19 protein-coding genes and 1 tRNA gene are annotated in these 19,662 nt (G+C 68.1%); 11 read left to right on the top strand and 9 right to left on the bottom strand.

Features of this window, described 5'->3' with window-relative positions:
• The first annotated feature begins 7 nt into the window (after positions 1-7).
• Positions 8-80 (top strand) — tRNA-Ala (locus SPF06_RS01250).
• A 340-nt stretch (positions 81-420) separates the two neighbouring features.
• Here SPF06_RS01250 and SPF06_RS01245 read toward each other — a convergent pair.
• The 3 genes from SPF06_RS01245 to SPF06_RS01235 all read right to left on the bottom strand — a co-directional run bounded on the left by SPF06_RS01245 (position 421) and on the right by SPF06_RS01235 (position 3,909).
• Positions 421-1,467 (bottom strand): LacI family DNA-binding transcriptional regulator, encoded by a 1,047-nt coding sequence (locus SPF06_RS01245; RefSeq protein ID WP_323277108.1) that lies wholly within the window; start codon positions 1,465-1,467, stop codon positions 421-423.
• 165 nt (positions 1,468-1,632) lie between these two features.
• Entirely contained in the window at positions 1,633-2,649 is a 1,017-nt protein-coding gene (locus SPF06_RS01240; RefSeq protein ID WP_428985675.1) for a Gfo/Idh/MocA family protein, read from the bottom strand.
• A gap of 90 nt (positions 2,650-2,739) precedes the next feature.
• A complete protein-coding gene (locus SPF06_RS01235; RefSeq protein ID WP_323277105.1) occupies positions 2,740-3,909 on the bottom strand; it encodes a Gfo/Idh/MocA family protein in 1,170 nt (389 codons plus the stop codon).
• Positions 3,910-4,298: 389 nt separating this feature from the next.
• Here SPF06_RS01235 and SPF06_RS01230 point away from each other — a divergent pair, with 389 nt between their 5' ends.
• Genes SPF06_RS01230 through SPF06_RS01220 form a run of 3 tightly spaced genes read left to right on the top strand, consistent with a single transcriptional unit; the run spans position 4,299 to position 7,407 of the window.
• Entirely contained in the window at positions 4,299-5,600 is a 1,302-nt protein-coding gene (locus tag SPF06_RS01230) for an ABC transporter substrate-binding protein (protein ID WP_323277104.1), read from the top strand.
• Between the two features lie 41 nt (positions 5,601-5,641).
• Positions 5,642-6,508, top strand: coding sequence for a carbohydrate ABC transporter permease (locus SPF06_RS01225; RefSeq protein WP_323277103.1), 867 nt, complete (start codon positions 5,642-5,644; stop codon positions 6,506-6,508).
• Positions 6,505-7,407: a carbohydrate ABC transporter permease gene (locus tag SPF06_RS01220; protein WP_323277102.1), complete on the top strand. Its 903-nt coding sequence runs from the start codon at positions 6,505-6,507 to the stop codon at positions 7,405-7,407. Before SPF06_RS01225 ends, SPF06_RS01220 begins: the two co-directional genes overlap by 4 nt.
• Before the next feature lie 22 nt (positions 7,408-7,429).
• Here SPF06_RS01220 and SPF06_RS01215 read toward each other — a convergent pair whose 3' ends face one another.
• From SPF06_RS01215 to SPF06_RS01205, 3 genes are read right to left on the bottom strand one after another with little or no spacing between them, the layout of a single operon-like run.
• A complete protein-coding gene (locus tag SPF06_RS01215) occupies positions 7,430-7,870 on the bottom strand; it encodes a P-loop NTPase family protein (protein ID WP_323277101.1) in 441 nt (146 codons plus the stop codon).
• A complete protein-coding gene (gene corA, locus SPF06_RS01210) occupies positions 7,867-8,865 on the bottom strand; it encodes a magnesium/cobalt transporter CorA (protein ID WP_323277100.1) in 999 nt (332 codons plus the stop codon). The genes SPF06_RS01215 and corA overlap by 4 nt, the downstream gene beginning before the upstream one ends.
• Positions 8,866-8,872: 7 nt before the next feature.
• Positions 8,873-9,370 carry an Lrp/AsnC family transcriptional regulator gene (locus tag SPF06_RS01205; protein WP_323277099.1) on the bottom strand — a complete coding sequence of 166 codons (498 nt, stop codon included), beginning with the start codon at positions 9,368-9,370 and terminating at the stop codon, positions 8,873-8,875.
• A gap of 100 nt (positions 9,371-9,470) precedes the next feature.
• On the opposite strand from SPF06_RS01205, the gene SPF06_RS01200 reads away from it, so the two are divergent.
• On the top strand, positions 9,471-10,787 hold the full coding sequence (locus SPF06_RS01200; RefSeq protein ID WP_323277098.1) for an MFS transporter: 1,317 nt from the start codon (positions 9,471-9,473) through the stop codon (positions 10,785-10,787).
• Here SPF06_RS01200 and SPF06_RS01195 read toward each other — a convergent pair.
• Positions 10,784-11,248 (bottom strand): Lrp/AsnC family transcriptional regulator, encoded by a 465-nt coding sequence (locus SPF06_RS01195; protein ID WP_323277766.1) that lies wholly within the window; start codon positions 11,246-11,248, stop codon positions 10,784-10,786. The two genes, SPF06_RS01200 and SPF06_RS01195, sit on opposite strands and share 4 nt — an antisense overlap.
• Positions 11,249-11,297: 49 nt before the next feature.
• Positions 11,298-12,647: an MFS transporter gene (locus tag SPF06_RS01190; RefSeq protein ID WP_428985674.1), complete on the bottom strand. Its 1,350-nt coding sequence runs from the start codon at positions 12,645-12,647 to the stop codon at positions 11,298-11,300.
• Between the two features lie 15 nt (positions 12,648-12,662).
• On the opposite strand from SPF06_RS01190, the gene SPF06_RS01185 reads away from it, so the two are divergent.
• Positions 12,663-13,631, top strand: coding sequence for a LysR substrate-binding domain-containing protein (locus SPF06_RS01185; protein WP_323277096.1), 969 nt, complete (start codon positions 12,663-12,665; stop codon positions 13,629-13,631).
• Positions 13,632-13,760: 129 nt separating this feature from the next.
• Here SPF06_RS01185 and SPF06_RS01180 read toward each other — a convergent pair whose 3' ends face one another.
• Positions 13,761-14,786, bottom strand: a complete 1,026-nt coding sequence (locus tag SPF06_RS01180; RefSeq protein ID WP_323277095.1) for a nitronate monooxygenase — start codon at positions 14,784-14,786, stop codon at positions 13,761-13,763.
• 64 nt (positions 14,787-14,850) lie between these two features.
• Here SPF06_RS01180 and SPF06_RS01175 point away from each other — a divergent pair, with 64 nt between their 5' ends.
• The 5 genes from SPF06_RS01175 to SPF06_RS01155 all read left to right on the top strand — a co-directional run bounded on the left by SPF06_RS01175 (position 14,851) and on the right by SPF06_RS01155 (position 19,354).
• Positions 14,851-15,723 carry an N-acetylglucosamine kinase gene (locus tag SPF06_RS01175; protein ID WP_323277765.1) on the top strand — a complete coding sequence of 291 codons (873 nt, stop codon included), beginning with the start codon at positions 14,851-14,853 and terminating at the stop codon, positions 15,721-15,723.
• Positions 15,724-15,814: 91 nt separating this feature from the next.
• Positions 15,815-17,002, top strand: coding sequence for an ABC transporter ATP-binding protein (locus SPF06_RS01170; protein ID WP_323277094.1), 1,188 nt, complete (start codon positions 15,815-15,817; stop codon positions 17,000-17,002).
• 2 nt (positions 17,003-17,004) lie between these two features.
• Positions 17,005-17,673, top strand: a complete 669-nt coding sequence (locus SPF06_RS01165) for an ABC transporter permease (protein ID WP_323277093.1) — start codon at positions 17,005-17,007, stop codon at positions 17,671-17,673.
• Complete coding sequence (locus SPF06_RS01160) at positions 17,670-18,401, top strand: ABC transporter permease (RefSeq protein WP_323277092.1); 732 nt, start codon at positions 17,670-17,672, stop codon at positions 18,399-18,401. The genes SPF06_RS01165 and SPF06_RS01160 overlap by 4 nt, the downstream gene beginning before the upstream one ends.
• Positions 18,398-19,354, top strand: coding sequence for an ABC transporter substrate-binding protein (locus SPF06_RS01155; RefSeq protein ID WP_323277091.1), 957 nt, complete (start codon positions 18,398-18,400; stop codon positions 19,352-19,354). The genes SPF06_RS01160 and SPF06_RS01155 overlap by 4 nt, the downstream gene beginning before the upstream one ends.
• The last annotated feature ends 308 nt before the right edge of the window (positions 19,355-19,662 follow it).

Raw genomic sequence — 19,662 nt, 5'->3', positions numbered from 1 at the left:
GCACCACGGGGTCTTAGCTCAGTTGGTAGAGCGCTTCGTTCGCATCGAAGAGGTCAGGGGTTCAAATCCCCTAGGCTCCACGTTTTTTGGGCACCCCCGGTCTCCGGACCGGGGGTGTTTTGCGTTGTCCGGCAGGTGGGGTCGATGGTTGGTATGCCCACCTGTCGGTATCGGAACCCGTTGAACAGTGCCGACGCCCGCAGGCTATCGAACACCTGTAACGGACGGTCCCCCAACGAGATGGTCTCGGCAAGTGCATCTCCGGTCGCTTCACGAGGCCCGACGACGTCGCGGCTCTCGTTGCACTCCTAGCGAGCGACCGCTGGAAACATCACCGGTGCCGACTTCGTCATCGACGGAGGCCTCACCGCAGAGCTCTCAGGTCTCCGACGGCGGAGGCTGGGGCGCTAATTCCACACATTAGCTTGCGCGGGTTGGGGCCTCAGCGGTGGACTCCCTGAAGATCAGCTGCATGGGGGTGAACTCGTATCCGTGAGGGCTACTAGGCTCATTTCGTATGCGGGAGATCAATTCCCTCATGCCGTTCCGGCCGGAGGCTTCGAGGTCCATGCTTACCGTGGAGAGCGAGGGGATGAAGTATTTGCCTTCCTCCAGGTTGTCCCAGCCGAACACGCTGACGTCCTCGGGCACCCTCTTGCCGCGTTCGTGCAAGGCGCGCATAACTCCCAGCGCCATGTGGTCGTTCGCGGCGAACACTGCGGTGACAGGTCCGTCGGCAAGGGGGATTTCGAGTCCGGCCCGGTAGCCGGAGAGCATGGACCAATCTCCAACTGCGGATCCGGCCGAATGGAGACCGAGCCGGGCAACCGTCGTCTCATATGTCTTGCTTCTGTTCACTGCTGATGTCCAGAGCTTTGGGCCTGCCACATGGTAAAAGGAGCGGTGACCGAGAGAGGCCAGATGCTCGATCATCTCTGCGGCCGGCGTCGCGTCTGCAAGGGATCCTCGTGCATGCATCTTCTCGTCGTAGTTACCGGCGACAACGAGTGGAACGTCCGGGTGCTTCGATGTGATCTGCTCGACCAAGGGACCAAGGGGAATGAGCGAGAAAATTCCGGCCAGCCGCTCGGTCGACACAAGAGAGAGAAGGCGATCCCAAGACTCGGAGCCACTCACACCAATGTGGACAACTTCGGTCACATATCCCGCCTCATCAGCTGTACTGACTGCGCTTCCGAGTATGCGCGATGCAGCAAAATGAAGGTCCTCGGGGGCCACCACGATAATTCGGTAGGACTGTTTGCTCCGCAATGCGCGCGCTGCGAGGTTGGGCGTGTAGTCGAGCCGGGCCATGGCGTCTTCGACCTTGGCAACGGTCTGGGGCTTGAGACCCCCATTTCCCTTAAGGTATCGGGAGACGGTCTGGTGGGACACACCGGCAAGTCGCGCTACTTGATAGATAGTGGATGGCCTCTGCGCCGCCGGGGGAATGGGGCTGCTGCTCAACTGCTGGCCCTCCGTGACCTCTTTCGGCAATTGACTCGCCGGCTATGTGGTGCTCGCGAACTGGACTCTGAAACAGTATCGTCCCTTGCCTTCTCCCGACCTAACCACGCTGCGCCCGCTATTCCGGGCGCAGCGTGGTCGGCCGGCTGCATTGCCATCAGCCGGTCATCGATTCGCAGGGGTCATATCGCGCGCGGCGAGTTGAGCCTTGACACTGAGCTCGGCCGCCTTGAGCGCGTGCTCCTGAGTCATGGCCGTCTCGGTACGGTCCAGGCAGTCGCGGATGAGAGACCCGAAGAAGGGGTAGCCCACTCGCCCCGTCGCCTCGATATGCTGCTCGCCGTCGTCGTTCACCAGGAAGACATGGCCGCCTCCTTCGCCGGTCGCAATGTTCACGTACTTGCGTAGTTCGATGTAGCCCTCGGTGCCGAGGATGATCGTGCGTCCGTCACCCCAGGTGCTCAGCCCGGAAGGTGTGAACCAGTCGACGCGGACGAAACCCGTCGCGCCGTTGTCCATCACGATGTGGGCGTCGCCGAAGTCCTCGAACGTGGGGTGCTCTGGGTGGGCATAGTTGGCCACCGTTGCGCTGACCACCTCCGCGTCCCGGGCACCCGCGAAGTAGAGCATCTGCTCGAAGTTGTGGCTGCCGATGTCGCAGAGGATTCCACCGAATTTGTCTCGGTCGAAGAACCAGTCGGGACGCGTGCCCGGGTCGCCGATGCGGTGGGGGCCAAGGCAGATGACTTGGAGGACCTTGCCGATCGCGCCCTGCTCAATCAACTGGCCGGCGAGCTCGGCGGCCTCCACATGAATGCGCTCCGAGTAGTACACGGCGTACTTGAGCCCGGTGCGGGAGGTCGCCTCCCTGACAGCCTCCAGCTGCTCGAGCGTTGTCAGTGGTGCCTTGTCCGTGAAGTAGTCCTTGCCGGCAGCGATAACCCGCAATCCGAGGTCTGCGCGCTCTGACGCTACCGCGGCCCCTGCGACCAGACGTACGTTGGGGTCGGCGAGGATCTCTGCCTCGCTGCTGGCAGCCTGAGCTTGGGGGAACCGCGTTCGGAACGCCTCGACCTTGGCCGGATCGCGGTCATAGACCCACTTGAGGGTGGCACCGGCCCCGATCAGCCCCTCGCTCATCGCGTAGATATGGCCATGGTCGAGATGGGCGGCGGCGAACACGAATTCGCCTGGGCCGACGACCGGCTGGGGCATGGGGGCAGGAGCGTAGTGTGCGCCTTCTGATGCGGGCATCTGGCGTCCTTTCATAGTTCAGTCGTTGGAGGCGCTCGTTGAGGCGCCCACGATGATCTCACCGGACTGCTCGGTGACGGATGCTCGCTTCTCGTAGAAGTGCGGGGCTCTCTGCGCGAGCGTCCCAGACCGGTAGTACGGGTCCTCGGGGGCGAGCGGCAGATCGACGATCTCGCCTTCGATGCCGGCCTTGTAGATGGCTGTGACGAGTTCGACGGCGTTGCGGCCGTCGTCGCCGTCGATCGCCGGTTCGCGCTGGTCGCGGATCGCTGCGATGACGTCTCCGATCTGGCCCGCGTGCCCCCGATGGGGCAGCGGAGCGTGCGCCTCGGCGAGGGCGTTCAGCTCATTGACCAATGCAGTGTTGCCCCCGGCAACCGGAAAGCCGTTGGGCCGAGGCAGTTCTGCCGCCACCTGCCAGGGCTGAGAGATCCTGGCGAACTCGCCTTGGATGACGATCTCCTGCTCCTCGCCGTGATGCACGACTGAGCTAGTGAGCTGCGCGAGCCCGCGGCCGTAGCGCAGCACGGCAACCGAGAGGTCTTCGACCTCGGCGTTGTCGTGCTGGGCGTTGGCGAGCATGGCCGTCACCTGCGAGGGCCGCCCCATGAGCCACAGGGTGAGGTCGATATGGTGGATGGCGTGGTTGAGCGTGCAGCCACCGCCTTCCGACTCCCACGTGCCCCGCCACCACAGGTCGTAGTAGGCCAGCCCCCGCCACCACGCCGAATCAATGCGCAGGTGCGAGACCGAGCCGATCAAACCTGAGTCGACAGCCTCCTTGAGGATGGCCATGTCATCGCGGAATCGGTTCTGCGCGACCACAGACAGGACCTTGCCCGACTCCCGCTGGGCGGCGATCATGGCGTCGCATTCTTCAAGCGAGGGAGCCATGGGCTTCTCGACGATCACGTTCACACCGCCGCGGAGGAAGGCGACGGTGAGGGAGGCGTGGCTGGAAGGCGGCGTCGTGATGCTCACTAGATCCAGCTGTTCCTGGGCGAGCATCTGGAGTGGGTCTTCGTATGCCTTGGCGCCGAGCGTCTCGTGCAATTCCAGCTTGGAGGCGGCCCTCCCAGGCACGATATCGGCTATCGCGACGATCTCGCACTCTTCGGGGAAGGCCAGATAGGCCTGGATGTGAGCGTCGGAGATCCCCCCGGCGCCGATGATTCCTACTCTGAGCATCTGCTGTTCCTTTGCTGGGTTGGTTCATGGGCCCCCACGGGCTCACCATCGACGACGGCGGAGTCCCACGCGGGGGCGGCGGCCTCATGGTGCACGAGGGCTTCGGTAGATCAGCGGCAAGGAGCGTGGCCGCGATGCGACCGCTGAGCTGATCGGTCGCGGCTGTTGCGTCGAGCCTCGAGCCTTGTTGTGAGCGGCAGGATGGTGATCGGTCACCTAAATGTTCTAGTGATCGGTCACACTTAGTCAAGTACCCCATCAGTCCGCCAATTTTGAGGGGATTGACCATAAAGTGATCGGTCACTAAACTGACGGTTTGTGACCCGCGTCATACGGCCAAAGCCGCTGCTGACGAAGGCGGCAAGCCATCCCCAGAGAGGTGGAACCCCATGAAACTCCGTGCCAAGATCGCCGTTGCCTGCGCGGCGGTCCTTGCGTCAAGCCTGGCGGCGTGCGCGCCTGGCTCATCGCAGTCGGATCCCGGGCCGAGCGCCCCGGCCAGCGTCGACTTCAACAGCTTCAAGGGTCAGACGCTCACCTACGTGTACTTCACCGACGGTCCCGACGAACAGGCCACGAAGGACGCGATTGCCAAGTTCGAATCGGCCACTGGGGCGAAAGTCAATCTGCAGATCGTGCCGTTCGCCAACTTGGCGACCTCGCTGCAGGCACGCCTTTCTGCTGGCAACGCCCCCGAGGTCGCTCGCGTGTCCGACTGGCATCCCTACGCCGACAAGGAAGTCGACTTCAAGCAGTACTTCGGCGGCAGCTATCCGTCCGAGTTCACTCCGGGTGCGGCCGCAACTGCCATGGACTCCGCGGGCCGAATGCTGGCCGTTCCCAGTGACGTCACGATCAACGGGCCGATGGTCAACGTCGACGCCTTCAAGAAGGCAGGTGTCGAGGTACCCGCCAAGTGGACGTGGGATGAGCTTGTTGCTGCCGCCAAGAAGGTGGCGGCCGCCAACAACATGCCCTACGCAGTGGCTATCGACAAGTCGGGCAATCGGCTGAGCACCGTCCTGAGCCAGTTCGGCACCGTGATGGTCGGTCCGGATGGCAAGAACGCCCTCGACAAGGACAAGGCGGCGAAGGCGCTGACGTTCTTCACGGACCTCGTGAAGAGCAACGCTTCCCCGAAGGACTTCTGGCTCGGCTCAGGCAGCAAGTACACGGGAGCCAATGAGATCTTCCTCGCAGGGCAGGTCCCCGTGTACCTGTCAGGCCCGTGGCAGGTCGGCGCGTTCGCCAAGAGCGCCACGTTCAACTGGGCGGCCGTGCCGAACCCCTGCCAAGAGCGCTGCGGCGGCTTCCCGGGCGGTAAGTTCATGATCGCCTTCAAGGACAGCAAGAACCCGGCCCTCGCTGCGGCCTTCGTCCAGTGGATGAACCGGACTGAGAACCAGCGTGAGGTCGACAGGACCGCGTACTGGCTGCCCACCCGCAAGGACCTGACTGACTCTGGGATCGAGTACGCCAATCGCCAAAGCGATATGAGCGCCTTCCTCTCGCAGATCAAGGCGACCCCGTCCGATACCTGGACCGCCGCGAACAGTCCCGCCTTCACGGCCTCAGCCACCTCGCTGATCAACGAGACAGACAAGGTCGTTGCCGGCAAGGAGGATGTCCAGACCGCCGTCGAGAACATCTCCGCCGCCATCGACAAGGCCATCAAGGCCGCAGGCTCATGACCGCCTTGGCTCCCGGTCGGGCTCGCGGGATTCCTACTTGGATGAGGGGCAAGAAGCTCGCCCCCTACCTTTTCGTCCTGCCTAACATGGTGATCTTCGGGGTGTTCACCATCTGGCCGGCTTTCAACGGGTTCAACCTCAGCTTCTACGACAGCAGCAACGGACGGACATACCGCCCTGTTGGAACCGGCAACTACAGCAACATCCTCAGCGATTCCCAGTTCTGGGGAGTGGTCCAGCACACCGTTCTCTTCACACTCGGGTTCGTTCTGCTCTCGACCGTGCTGGCCACGGCGCTTGCCCTCATGCTGAATGCGCAGCGGCGCGGCCGGGGTGCGCTCAGTGCCGCATACTTCCTGCCCGTCCTCATCTCGCCAGTCGTGGTGGGCATTATCTGGAAGGCTGCACTGGATCGCACCACGGGCCTCGTCAATGAGGTGCTGTCCACCATCGGGCTGGGGGCACCGGGATGGCTGGTAGACCCCGGCCTGTCCCTCATATCGATCATCCTCGTGGGGACGTGGATCCACCTCGGCTTTTACGCCATGATCCTGATCTCAGGTCTGCAGTCCATCGATGTCTCGCTGTATGAGGCAGCCAGAATGGACGGTGCGAGTGTGTGGCAGTCGGTGCGTCTCATCACCCTCCCGCTCCTGCGCCCCACGCTCATGGTGGTCATCATCCTGGCCACCATCGCAGGGTTCCAAGCCTTCGATTTCGTGTACACGCTCACGGGCGGTGGGCCCGTAGGAGCAACGACGCTGATCATCCAGTACATCTACGAGAATGCCTTCAGCTACCCGATCCAATACGGTCTGGCCAGTGCGGCCGCGGTGATTCTCTTCGTCGTCGTCTTCGCCGTGACCTTCGTCAACTATGCGATCGGCCGACGGAGTGAGTCGATATGAGTACACAAGCCCCCGCGCCCGCAGCTCGCCGAACCGATTCGGCCGGCCTCCAGCGGCCCAAGTGGACGTCGACGGGTGGCCGCGCTCCGAGCACCGGCGCCGTCGTCCGTGCGACCCTGCTCATCGCCGGAGCCCTCCTTGTGGTGACCCCGGTCGTGTGGGCGGCAGTGTCATCATTCAAGACCCAAGAGGAGCTTGCTCAGACTCCGCCCACCCTCTGGCCCAACCACCCCACGGCTGACAACTACACGAGCGGATTGCAGGCGTTCGACTTCGTGCACTTCCTGATGAACAGCGTCATCGTCACGGGGTCCGCGACCGTGCTCACCCTAGCCATCAATTCGATGGCGGCCTACGCCCTGTCCAAGTACAACTTCCGCGGCCGCACAGTGCTTTTCCTTATCACCCTCTCCACGATCATGATCCCGCTCCAGGTGATCCTTCTGCCCGTATATCAGGTCATCTCCTCGTTCGGCATGGTCAACTCGCTCTGGGGGCTCATCATCCCCCCGGCCGCGACGCCCACCGGAGTATTCCTTCTGCGCCAGTACATGCTGACCTTGCCTGACGAGATGATCGAGGCCGCGCGCATCGATGGTGCGGGGGAGTTCAAGATCTTCCTGCGGATTATCCTTCCGCTCAGCCGGCCAGCGTTGGCGGTCGTCGCGATCTTCTCCGTGATCTGGCGCTGGAATGATTTCCTCTGGCCGCTCATCGTCGCCCAGGACGAGTCGGTGCAGACACTGCCGGTGGCTATTGCCCGATTCGCCAGCCAGCAGGCGATTCCGTTCAATCAGATTCTGGCCGTCTCTGTCGTGACCATCATCCCGATCATCGTCATTTTCCTCTTTCTTCAGCGCCACATCATTGCCGGCCTCGCGCAGGGGAGCATCAAGTGACCTGCGCCACGCCTGCGGCCGCTCAGCTGCCGAAGTCGTCGGGCGGGAGCGCCACGCCCGAGTCGACGTCGACCGGAAGCCGAGCCGGCATGGGCCCGGGCTCCTCGTGGGCCACGAGGAGCAGAGGAACGTCGTGTTCCCGCAGCACTTCGGTGAGCGCGGCGAGCGCCCCCGCCGATTCTCCCGGCACGCCGGCGAGCACGGGAACCCCACTCACGACCCAGAGCGCATGGCGCAGGGCCAGCTCGGCCCAGTCGACGCCGTCGGCCCCCGCCCGCGCGACTTCTCCGAACGTGAGCCAGAGGACGTCGTCGTCGGCCTCCAGTGCGTGGAGTTGGGCGTCGCCCGCGCGGACCACGGTGGCGGCGCCCTCGGGCGGGGAGAACAGCCCGAAGGCGCCGAGCTGGGACGCGGAGCCGGGGACGAGGACCCGGCTCGAGGACCATCCTGCGTGTGCGTTCATAGCCACTGCTTTCGTTTGAAGATGAGCCACATGACGAACCCGAGCATGAACATGAGCGCGAACGCGAAGGGGTAGCCGAAGTCCCAGTCCAGTTCGGGCATGACCCTGAAGTTCATCCCGTAGATGCCCGTGACGAGAGCCGGGGCGAAGAAGATCGCGGCCCACGAGGAGATGCGCTTGACCTGCTCGTTCTGTGCGAGCCCGGTCTCGTTGAGGCGGTTGGACGTGAGCGTGCCGTCGAGGACGAGCGCGTTCTGGAGCAGATCGCGGTAGGCATCAATTCGTGAGATCACCTGCTCCACGTGGTCGCGGACGTCACGCAGGCTTCGTTGGAGCTCGAGGTCCGCGTGGTGGCTCTCGAAGCCGCGCTCGAGCCCTTCGATGAGGTGCCGCAGCGGGTGGACGGCGCGTTGGAACTGGATCACCTCGCGCGTGAGCTCGTAGATCCTCCGCGAGACGTCGGCGGTCCCCTCGAAGAGCTGGTCCTCGATCTCGTCGACATCGTTCTCGAGCCCCGCAACCACCGGCCCGTAGTCGTCCACGACCCGGTCGAGCAGGGCATACAGCACGGCCTTGGGCCCGCGGGCGAGGAGGTCCGGTTCGCCTTCGAGGCGCTTGCGCACCTCTCCCACGCCGGCCGTCTCAGCGTGGCGGATCGTCACGACGAAGTTCGGGCCCGTGAAGACATGGAGCTCGCCGAACTCGACGGATTCCGTCTCGTCAAGGTAGCGGGCGGGCCGTAGGACCGTGAACAGGACTTCCCCGTATCGCTCCGCCTTGGGCCGCTGATGCGCGGTGATCGCGTCCTCGACCGCGAGATCGTGGAGCTTGAATTCCTGGGCCACCTGCGCCATCTCTTCCAAGGAGGGCCGGTAGAGGCCGATCCATGCCATGCTCGCGCCATTGGCCTCGAGCGTCTCGAAGGTCTGCTCGAGGCTGTCTGGATGTGCGGCCCGACGCCCGTTGACGTAGACGGCGTTGTCGATGATGGTCACGGGGCTATTATGGCGCGGTCCCTTCTCCCGGCCCGCCCATCGACGTCGATTCCCGCAGGATCTGGTCGGCGCGATAGGGGATGTGGGCGTGGAGCGCGAGCACGGTTTCCGAGCGGATGACTCCCCGGAGCCTGAGGACGCTGCGGAGCGCAGCCTGGAGCCCGTGGGTGTCCGTCGCGGCGAGGCGGCACCAGATGTCGCCGCGGCCGGAGATCTCGTGGGCCTCGAGGATCGCGGGGATGCGGCGCAGCCCTGCGACGACGGCGTCGAGTTCGCGGTGCACCACCTCGAGGGTCATGAACGCGACGACGTCGTAGCCGAGCGCCTCAAGGTTCACTTCGCGCCCGCCGTGCCGCAGTGCCTCGGTCCTTTCGAGCCGGCGGAGGCGCGACTGGACGGTGTTGCGGGCGATGCCGAGCCGCTGCGCGAGTTCGGCGATCTGTGCGCGCGGATCTTCGATGAGGGCGAGGATGAGGCGCCGGTCGAGGGCGTCGAAAGTGCTCAATGGTCACTCCATGGAAGATTGTCGTGGTGGATTTGAGCATAGCGATCAGTTTGGTCCACTAAAACTGAGTGAGAGGATCAGTCCGCCGCAGACTGTGGTCGTGTCGATCTTTGCCGAGCTCAGCATGCGGCCCGCCATCGAGCGGCCGACGACGCCGCGCACCGGGGGCTGGGATGCCTCGCGGGCCGCGCGGCTCGCCCTCAGCGCGGGAACGCTGTTCGTCCTGCTGGTTGGAGCCAATCTCGCGACCCCGCTCTACCCGATGCTGTCCGAGCGGCTCGGCTTCGGCTCGCTGGGCGTTTCGGTGGCCTTCGCGAGCTACGTCCTGTGCCTCATTGCGGTCCTCGTTGTCGCGGGCCATTGGTCGGATCACATCGGCCGGCGGGCGGCCCTCGTCGTCGCCGTCGTGCTCGGCCTCGCGGGGGTCGCGGTGTGCGCGACGGCGGGCTCGCTCGCCGAGCTGTGCTGCGGGAGGGCCCTGCACGGCGCCGCTGTCGGCCTCGCGACGGGTGCGAGCTCGGCCGCCGTCCGCGAGCTCCTCCCTGACCGGCCCGCGTGGGCGTCCCGGGCGACGCTCCTGGCCACGTCGGGCGGCGTGGCGCTCGGCCCAGTCGCCGGAGGCTCGCTCGCGCTGGGCCCCGCATCGCTCGCTGTCCCGTTCGCGGCCTACGCCGCGGTGCTCGCGGTCCTCCTGTGCCCGCTGGTCCTCGTGCGTGCGCGGCCCGCGCTGCGGCCCGCCGTCGAGGTATCGCGGGCTCGCCTCCTTGCGCCGCGCGGCCTGGCCTTCGGCGCGCAGTCGGCGCGGGGCCCCTTCTGGCGGGCGGCCGGGGTGGGGTTCCTGAGCTTCGCCGTGTTCGGGTACTTCCTCTCGCTCGCGCCCGGCTACTTCGCGCGCACGCTCGGCCTCACGTCGCTGCCCGCTGTCGGCGCCCTCGCGGGGCTCGCGCTCGCCGCGGCGGCCGCGGTGCAGCTCGCGGGACGGGCGACGGCGGCTCGGCGGCATGCGCCGGGGGAGTCGCCCATCGTCGTCGTCGGCCTCGTTCTCCTCGGCGTGGGGACGCTCGCCGCAGGCTTGGGCACTTCGGCGGGCAACGCCGTCGTCCTCGTCGGGGGGATCCTCGCGGCGGGGGCAGGGCAGGGGCTTGCGTTCCGCGAGCTCTTCGACGGACTCGTCGCCGCGGTCTCTCCCGAACAGCACGCCCAGGCGGTCAGCGCGCTATATGTGGTCACGTACCTCGGCAGCGCAGTGCCCGTCATCGGTGTCGGCGCGCTCGCGGCAGCCGTCGGGCTGGCCACGGCGTCCACGATCTTCACGGGGCTGTGCTGTGCTGCCGCCCTCGGGCTGGCCGTTCTGCGGACGCGCGGGCTGGCCGTTCTGCGCGTGCGGGCTGGCCAGGATGCGCGGGCCGAGAACTAGTCGGGCAGCGGGCCCCGGCCCGGAATCTCCTCGAACACGAGCGTCGTCTCGGTATGGCCCACCACGGGATCGGTCGTGAGGTTGTCGAGCAGCCAGTCGCGGAGCTCCTCGGTGCTGCCGACGGCGATGTGGAGGAGATAGTCGATCGCGCCCGACGTGTGGAAGGTCGAGAGCACCCCGGGCAGATGCGGCACGCGGGACGTGAACGCGTCGATCTGATCGCGGTCGTGGGCCCTCAGCCGCACGGAGATGAGCGCCTGGACGCTGCGCCCCACGGCGCTCAGGTTCACCTTGGCCTCGTAGCCCGTGATGATGCCGCGCTCGGCAAGCGCCCGGGTGCGCATCAGCGCGGTCGACGGCGCGATCCCCACGAGCTCCGCGAGCTGCTTGTTGGTGATCCGGGCATCCTCGACGAGCGCGCCGAGGATCTTGCGGTCGATGTCGTCGAGTGGTTCGGCCATGGTCACGGGCGGCTCCCTCTTCTTCGCGTCAACGGGCAGCCAAACCATCCTATCCGTCGCCGGCGGCTCCCCTCGGTGCCCGGGGAAGGGCGGATCGCCGCACGGCCCCGGTGGCGGGATGGGCGACGGCGGCTGCCGCGGCCGTGCCGAGAGCCACGGCACCCGTTCCCGCGGCGAGCCAGGACCAGCCGTACGACTGGAACACGAGGCCGCCGAGCCACCCGACGAGGCTCGAGCCGGCGTAGTAGGCGAGGTTGTAGAGGGCGGCGGCCTGGGCGCGACCCGTCGTGGCGAGCGCTCCGATCCACCCTGAGCCGAGCCCATGCGCGCCGAAGAAGCCCGCGGTGAGCGCGATGAGCCCGAGGAGGATGCTCGGAAGCCAGTCCGGGATCGTGAGGAGGACGCCCGCGGCCATGAGCCCGATGCTCGCGATGATGACCGCGCGGCGGCCGAAGCGCTCGCTGAGGCGCGCGGCGTATCCCGAGGAGAACGTGCCGGAGAGGTAAGCGAGGAACAGCAGGCTCGTGAAGGCGGCCGGGAGGGCGAACGGCGGCAGTTCGAGGCGGAACCCCAGGAAGTTGTAGATCGCGACGAATCCGCCCATGAGGGCGAACGCCTGCAGATAGAGCGCGCCGAGCCGGCGATTGAGGAGGCTTGAGGCGCGACGGGCGGCGGCGGGCTGGGCGGCGGCCGGCTGGGCGGCCCGCGCCCGTCGGTTCGCCGGGACGAAGCCCCGCTGGCTCGGGGCGAGAGTGATGAACCCTCCCGCCGCGACGGCGCCGAGCACGGAGACCGCGAAGATTCCCGCACGCCACCCCCACACGTCGGCGACGGGGCCTGCGACGAGGCGTCCGAGGAGCCCGCCGATCGTCGTGCCGGCGACGTATGTTCCTGCCGCGACCGCTGTGTTCGCTTTGCTGATCTCCTCGGTGAGATACGCGACCGCGAGTGCGGGGACGGCTCCGAGCGCGACGCCTTCGAGGCAGCGGAGCACCACGAGCAGGCCGATGCCTGGGGAGAACGGCGCGACGAGGCCGAGGAGAGTAGCCGTCGCGACGCCGGCGGCCATGGCCGGGACGCGCCCCACGCGATCGGCGGCGAAGGACCACGGGAGCACCGAGACGGCAAGGCCGAGCGTCGCGACCGAGACGGTGAGGGCGGCTTGCGCAGCGTCGACGCCGAGGTCTCCGGAGAGGCGGGGGAGGAGCGCCTGCGTCGAATAGAGCTGCGCGAAGGTCGCGACGCCGGCGCACGCGAGCGCGGCGAGGAGTCTCCGGTAGCCCCGGCTTCCCTTCGCGTGTCCCGCCCACGGCTGAGCGGAGGGCGGCGCGGTCGGGGCTTCGCGGGAGGCGGTCACAGCTCCACCGTAGGAGCCGTTCAATCCATGCGTCCAATACATTATCCTTTGAAACATATGCCTAGATCGCATGAAATTCAGCCGCTGCACGGGGAGCTGGGGCAGCTCCTCCCGCTCATCCCCGTCCTCGACGCGGTCGGCCAGACGCGTCACGTGACCGCGGCCGCCGAACTCCTCGGCGTGCCGCAGCCCACGGTGAGCCGCGCGCTCGCGCGTGCAGCCGCCGTCGTCGGCACCGAACTCGTGCGGAAGGAAGGCCGCGGAATCCGCCTGACGCCCGCCGCGGAGCAGCTCCTCCCGTCCGTGCGCGCGGCCCTCGAGAGCCTCCAGGACGCCATCGACCAGCTGCACGAGCGGCGCCAGGAGGCGCGCGGCGTCGTCCGCCTGAGCTTCCAGATGACGTTCGGCGAGGCCGCGGTTCCCGCCCTCATCCGAAGCTTCCGCTCGCGGCATCCCGACGTGCGCTTCGAACTCATCCAGGGCTCGCGCGAGCGCTGCCTCGACGTCCTGGCCACGGGAGACGTCGACTTGAGCGTGGTGTCTCCCGTGCCCCGGCCTGGTCGGCAGCTCGATGCGCGGACCCTGTGCGTCCAGCCGCTCCGGCTCGCGGTGCCCGCGGGGCATCGGCTCGCGGAACGGGGTTCGGTGCACTTCGCCGAGGCGGCGGGAGAGCCGTTCGTCGTGCTCGAGCGGGGCTACGGGATGCGCAGCATCGGCGACCGGCTTTTCCGCGACGCAGGAGTGCGGCCGGACATCGCGTTCGAGGGGCAGGATTCGCGGACCCTGCTCGGGCTCGTGAGCGCGGGACTCGGGGTGGCCCTTGTGCCGCCCTCCCGAGCGCGGCATTCCGCCGTGCACGCGCCCGGCCTCGGCTGGGTCGAGCTCGAGCTCGAGGACGCCGACGCCGTGCGGGAGATCGGCCTCGTGTGGCCGAAGATCGTGGGCGAGCCGCTCCCCGTCCGCCTCTTCCGCGAGCACGTTCTGTCCGAACCGGCGGACGCCCTGCTCGACGCGTTCGGCATCTGAGCGCGCGGGGGCGTGGCCACCCGTCGGGCGGGACCTGGCCGGGCGTCGCCGTGACGAGACGCGCGGCCACCTCTCGACCAATGCGTGGCCACTTCGCGCGCCGGGCGCGTTCGCCGCCCGCGCGGAGCCTCAGCCCGCGAAATGCGCGACGACGTCCCGCGCGGGCTCGTCGCGCGCACTCTTCCATCCCGTGCCCGCCCACAGATTGGTCCCGTGCGGATCGCCCGCTGCTACCGCCGCAGCCCGCAGCGGCGCAGTGAGGTAGTGGATCACGGGGTAGCCGGCGGGCCCGTCGGCGAAGTCGCGCATGAAGCCGTTCTCGAGCCCGCGCGCCACCTTGCCCGAGAACGCGCGGGTCTGGGCAGTGCGGTCGAAGGCGGCGTCCGTGAGGGCCCGCCGGTGCACCGCGTTCGTTCCTGCTTCGGGCGTGCGGAGGAACGCCGTCCCAAGCTGGACGGCGGAAGCCCCGGCGTGTCGGGCCGCGTCGGCGTCCGTGGGCGTCCCGATGCCGCCGGCCGCGAGGAGAGGGAGGCCGACGGCGCCGCGCACCTCCGCCACGAGCTCGGGGAGCGTCCCCGAGAAGGCCGCGAGCAGAGGATCCGCGAGGAACGCGCCCGAGTGGCCGCCCGCACTCGGATGCTGTACGACGACGGCGTCGACGCCGAGGTCTTCCGCGGCCCGTGCCTCGTCGGCGGTCGTGACGGTCTGGATGGTGAACGCCCCGGCAGCGCGGAGCCGTGCGACGTCGCGGGCCGGAGGGAGGGCGAAGGTGAACGAGACGATCGGCGGCACCCGCTCGAGGAGGATGTCGAGCTTGGCGGGGTACGCGTCGTCGTCCTCCCACCTCGGTTCGGGGAGCTCGACGCCGAGCCGCCGCGCCACGGGCCGGAGCCGCTCGCGGTAGGCAAGGACTGCGCCCCGGTCGAGGCCCTCGTCGCGCGGCACAAAGAGGTTCACGCCGAACCCGAGACCGGTTGCGAAGAGCGCCTCGAGCTCGCCCGCGAGCCGTTCGGCCGACTTGTACCCTGCCGCGAGGAAGCCGACACCGCCTGCACGGCCCGCGGCCTCGGCGAGCGGGGGATTGCTGGGGCCGCCGGCCATGGGCGCCGCGACGACGCCGTTCCCGAAGAGTCCTGAAGGCAGCATGCGGTCCATAGGAGCACCCTAGCCCTCGGTTCAGTACCCTTGCCGAGTGAGCACACTGAGCGATGACAGCATCATGATCGGCCTCGACATCGGCGGCACGAAGACGCGCGGCATCAAGGTCATCGGCGGAGAGGTCGTCGACGACCGGGAGGCGGGCAGCGCGAACGTCCAGAACGTGACGCCCGAGGTGGCCGCCGCCAACCTCGCCGAGCTGTTCACGGCGCTCGGCGGCGCGGACGCCGCGACGGTGTACGTCGGGGCTGGGGGCATCGACACCGAAGCGGACGCGGACGCCCTCGCCCAGCTCATCCGTCCCCATGCACCTCACGCCGAGATCACGGTCGTGCACGATTCGCGGCTCCTCCTCGCCGCGGGACGCGCGCGCACCGGCGTCGCGGTCATCGCAGGCACGGGCACGGCCGCGTGGGGGACGAACGACGACGGCGAGGAGGCCCGCGCGGGCGGTTGGGGCTACCTCCTGGGCGACGAGGGCAGCGGCTATTGGCTCGCGCGCGAGGCCACGCGCTACAGCCTCCACCGTATGAACCTCGGGCTCGAGCCGGATGCGCTCACGCAGGCCCTGCTCGAGGCCGTGGGGCTTGACGCCCCCCGCGAGCTCATCGCGCACTTCCACTCTCCCTCCACCGGCCGCCGGTACTGGGCGCAGCAGGCGCGCGTCGTCGTCGAGGCCGCCGACGCGGGCCATGCGGGGGCCCGCTTCATGATCGACCAGGCCTCGCACGACCTGGCCCGCATGGCCGCCCAGGTCGCCCGGCAGCTCGGCATCGACGGGCCCGTGATCCTCGGGAGCGGGCTGGGGATGAACGTCCGCCGGCTCCAGGACGGGTTCCGTGCCGCGCTCGCGGAGCAGGGCATCGAGGATGTCCGGATCCTCGACCGCGATCCGGTCTTCGGGACGATCGACCTCGCGTCGCGCCGGTCCTGACGCGCCTTGCGGACATCTCCTGTCCGCAAGGCGCCTGGACGGCCCGGAACTCCGGGTTCCCGCGCGGGTGTTCGCTGATAGGCTCGGCAGCGTGACCGGAGCCATGATCGAGTTCGGCGAGGTGAGCAAGGTCTATGGCGGGGCGACCGCTGTCGACCGCCTGAGCCTGAGCGTGCCGCGAGGCCGGATCACCGTCTTCGTCGGGCCGTCGGGCTGCGGCAAGACGACGTCGCTGCGCATGATCAACCGGATGGTCGAGCCGAGCTCGGGGACCATCACGGTGGACGGGCGGGACGTCTCCTCGCTTCCAGCCGCGACGCTGCGCCGCTCGATGGGCTATGTCATGCAGGCCGCAGGCCTTATGCCGCATCGGACAGTACTGGACAACATCGCCACGGTCCCGCGGCTCAACGGCGTTCCGCGCGGCACCGCGAGGGCCCGCGCGCGCGAGCTGCTCGACGTCGTCGGCCTTCCCCAGACGCTCGCGGTCCGGTATCCGTCCCAGCTTTCGGGCGGTCAGCAGCAGCGCGTGGGCGTTGCGCGCGCGCTCGCCGCCGATCCGCCCGTGCTGCTCATGGACGAGCCGTTCAGCGCCGTGGACCCCGTGGTGCGCCACGAGCTCCAGCAGGAGCTCCTGCGCCTGCAACGCGATCTCGGCAAGACGATCGTGTTCGTCACGCATGACATCGACGAGGCGGTGCTGCTCGGCGACCGGATCGCGGTCTTTGCTGTGGGCGGCCGGCTCGCGCAGGTCGCCGGTCCCGAGGAGCTCCTGCGGGCGCCGGCGGACGATTTCGTGTCCGGATTCGTCGGGCGCGACCGAGGTTTCCGGCACTTGGGCTTCTTCGACGACGCGGGGCTCGCGGTCGACGGCGCCGCGAGCGTTGTGCTCTCCGAGCTCGCCACTGCGCGCCCCGCCCGGTGGGCTGTCGTCGTGGACGACGCCGGCCGGCCCGCAGGGTGGGCCTCGCCGGAATCGCCCGGGGTGCTCGTGAGCGGGGGATCGCTGCATCATGCCGGGGCGACGCTGAGGACGGCGCTCGACGCCGCGCTCTCCTCCCCGTCGGGCCGCGGCGTCGTCGTGGACGACGGCGGGCGCTACGTCGGCACGGTCGGCGCCTCCGAGGTCATCGCCCAGGCGGACCGCCGACGCACTGAGGCCCAGCGCGAGCGTTCGCGGGGCGGAGCCACGCCGGGTGCGGCCGCGCCCGATGGCGAGGCTGCACCGGCTGGGCCCACGTCCGACGGCGGGCGCCGCCTGCCGGTCGAGGAAGGCTGAGCATGGAGTGGGCCGTCGAGAACTTCGGCAGGATCGCCTCGCTCGCGGGGCAGCATCTGATCCTCGCCGTGGTTCCCCTCATGCTCGGCCTCGTCATCAGCCTTCCGCTCGCCCAGCTCGTGCGCCGCCGGCACACGTGGCGCACGGCACTCCTGACCGTGAGCTCGGTGCTGTACACGGTGCCGTCCCTCGCGCTGTTCATCATCCTGCCCGTGGTCTTGGGCACGAGGATCCTCGACCCGGCCAACGTCATCGTGGCCCTCACCGTGTACGCCGTCGCGCTCCTTGTGCGATCAGCGCTCGACGCGCTCGACTCGGTCGACGGGGAGCTGAGCCTCGCCGCGACCGCCCTTGGGCACACGCCCGTCACAAGGTACTTCGGCGTCGACCTTCCGCTCTCCCTGCCGGTCCTGATCGCGGGCTTGCGGGCCATCTCGGTGAGCAACGTCTCTCTCGTGAGCGTGGCCGCGCTCGTGGGCATGCCCAACCTCGGGATCCTGTTCACGGAGGGCCTCCAGAGGGACTTCATCACCGAGATCGTCGTGGGTCTCGTCTCGATCCTCGTCCTCGCGCTCCTGCTCGACGTCGCGCTCGTGATCATCGGCCGGCTCCTCTCGCCGTGGGCTCGGCTCGGGGATCTGGGCCCGCGCGGGAAGGCCTCGCGCCCATGAGCCTCGTCGAACTCACGTGGGCGTGGCTCACCGACCCGGCGCAGTGGTCCGGCTACGCGGGAATCCCCGCACGCCTCGGCGAGCACATCTTCTACACGTTCCTCACCGTCGCGATTGCGTGCGCGATCGCCCTGCCGATCGGCGCCTACGTGGGGCACACGGGCCGGGGGCGCGTCGTCGTCGTCGGCCTCGCCGGGGCATTGCGTGCCGTGCCCACGCTCGGGCTCCTCGTCCTTTTCGTCCTCCTCGCAGGCATCGGCCTCATGCCGCCCATCTGGGCCCTCGTCATCCTCACGGTGCCGCCCGTCCTCGCCGGAACCTACTCGGGCATCGCGGCGGTGGACCCCGTCGTCGTCGACGCGGCGAGGGCTCAGGGAATGCGCGAGCATCAGGTCCTCCTGTTCGTCGAGCTCCCCAACGCGCTCCCCGTCATCTTCGGCGGGATCCGCGCGGGCGTCCTCCAGGTCATCGCGACCGCGACCGTCGTGGCCTACACAAACCTCGGCGGGCTGGGCCGCTACATCTTCGACGGCCTCGCCCTCTCCGACTACCCCCAGATGCTCGGCGGCTCGGTGCTCGTCGCAGCTCTCGCCGTCGTCGCCGACCTCGTGCTCGGCGCGATCCTGCGCCGCCTCGCTCCACGCAGCACTTCCCGGGAGCTGCCGGCCCCCGAGCTGCCAGCCCCCGATCTGCTCGTCCAGGAAATCGTCAAGGAAGGAACGCCATGACCCCTCAACCCCTCACTGTCCCGCGCCGCCGGGTGCTCTCCGCCCTCGCGGCGGGCCTCGGGCTGAGCCTCGCGCTGAGCGCGTGCGGCGGATCCTCGAACCCGCTCAGCACGGGCAGCGCCGGCGCGAGCTCCGGCTCGGGCAAGGCACTCGTGATCGGCTCGGCGGACTTCACCGAGAGCCAGATCATCGCCGAGCTGTACGCTGGCGCGCTCAACGCGGCAGGCGTCAAGGCGACGACGAAGCCCAACATCGGCGCGCGCGAGGTCTACTACAAGGCCGTCCAGGACGGCTCCGTGGACGTCGTCCCCGACTACACGGGCAACCTCCTGCTCTTCATCGACACGAAGGCCACCCAGGTCTCGGCCTCGGACATCGCCTCGGCCCTGCCCGGCAAGCTGCCCAAGGGGCTCGCGATCCTCGACCCGGCGAAGGCCGAGGACAAGGACGCGATGGTCGTGACGAAGGCAACGGCCACGAAGTACTCGCTCTCGAGCATCGAGGATATGGCCAAGGTCTGCGGCGACCTCGTGATCGGAGCGCCCGCGACCTTCCAGCAGCGCGCCTACGGCCTGCCCGGCCTCAAGGACAAGTACAACTGCGTGCCCAAGCAGTTCCAGTCGTTCAGCGACGGCGGCGGGCCCGTCACGCTCAAGGCGCTCCTCTCGAACGACATCCAGGTCGCGGACATCTTCACGACGACGCCCTCGATCGCGGACAACGATCTCGTGGTTCTCGACGACCCGAAGAACAACTTCATCGCCCAGCAGGTCGTGCCGCTCGTCAACACGACCAACCTCTCGGACGCCGCCAAGAAGGCCCTCAACGCGGTCTCCGCGAAGCTCACGACCACGGATCTCATCAACCTGAACCGCGCCGTGAGCGGCAACCAGAAGCAGAGCCCGGCGGACGCCGCGAAGGCCTGGCTCAAGGACAAGGGGCTCGCCTCGTAGCGGGTTCTGCGCCCCGGATCGACGCCACAGGGTGTGAGCGGAATCTCATGAATTCCCGCCCACACCCTGTGGCATATTTGGACAATGACGCAGACAGCCATGCATCCCAGTGCTGGCGCGGATCGGCTCCCGCGACTGTAGCCATCACTTTAGCCAATCAAGGTATTGACGCCTCGGGAGCCACTGTCGGACCATTGGGAGCAGATCGTTCCACCGACTGGATCAAGGGGATAGCGATGACCGCTCCATACCAACCACAGCAGCAGTGGTCCCCGCCGGACCCCCAGTTGGGTCCACCCCAGCAGCCG

The sequence above is a fragment of the Sinomonas terricola genome, assembly GCF_034931225.1.
Classification (GTDB): Bacteria; Actinomycetota; Actinomycetes; order Actinomycetales; family Micrococcaceae; genus Sinomonas; species Sinomonas terricola.
Note: the sequence above shows the minus strand (reverse complement) of the source record. Positions and strands in the feature narration are given on the sequence as shown.

Coding starts and splice junctions, on each gene's coding strand:
- SPF06_RS01235 (WP_323277105.1), bottom strand. CDS start 3,909: ATGCTCAGAGTAGGAATCATCGGCGCCGGGGGGATCTCCGACGCTCAC.
- SPF06_RS01230 (WP_323277104.1), top strand. CDS start 4,299: ATGAAACTCCGTGCCAAGATCGCCGTTGCCTGCGCGGCGGTCCTTGCG.
- SPF06_RS01225 (WP_323277103.1), top strand. CDS start 5,642: ATGAGGGGCAAGAAGCTCGCCCCCTACCTTTTCGTCCTGCCTAACATG.
- SPF06_RS01220 (WP_323277102.1), top strand. CDS start 6,505: ATGAGTACACAAGCCCCCGCGCCCGCAGCTCGCCGAACCGATTCGGCC.
- SPF06_RS01215 (WP_323277101.1), bottom strand. CDS start 7,870: ATGAACGCACACGCAGGATGGTCCTCGAGCCGGGTCCTCGTCCCCGGC.
- SPF06_RS01195 (WP_323277766.1), bottom strand. CDS start 11,248: ATGGCCGAACCACTCGACGACATCGACCGCAAGATCCTCGGCGCGCTC.
- SPF06_RS01190 (WP_428985674.1), bottom strand. CDS start 12,647: ATGTATTGGACGCATGGATTGAACGGCTCCTACGGTGGAGCTGTGACC.
- SPF06_RS01185 (WP_323277096.1), top strand. CDS start 12,663: ATGCCTAGATCGCATGAAATTCAGCCGCTGCACGGGGAGCTGGGGCAG.
- SPF06_RS01180 (WP_323277095.1), bottom strand. CDS start 14,786: ATGGACCGCATGCTGCCTTCAGGACTCTTCGGGAACGGCGTCGTCGCG.
- SPF06_RS01175 (WP_323277765.1), top strand. CDS start 14,851: ATGATCGGCCTCGACATCGGCGGCACGAAGACGCGCGGCATCAAGGTC.
- SPF06_RS01165 (WP_323277093.1), top strand. CDS start 17,005: ATGGAGTGGGCCGTCGAGAACTTCGGCAGGATCGCCTCGCTCGCGGGG.
- SPF06_RS01160 (WP_323277092.1), top strand. CDS start 17,670: ATGAGCCTCGTCGAACTCACGTGGGCGTGGCTCACCGACCCGGCGCAG.
- SPF06_RS01155 (WP_323277091.1), top strand. CDS start 18,398: ATGACCCCTCAACCCCTCACTGTCCCGCGCCGCCGGGTGCTCTCCGCC.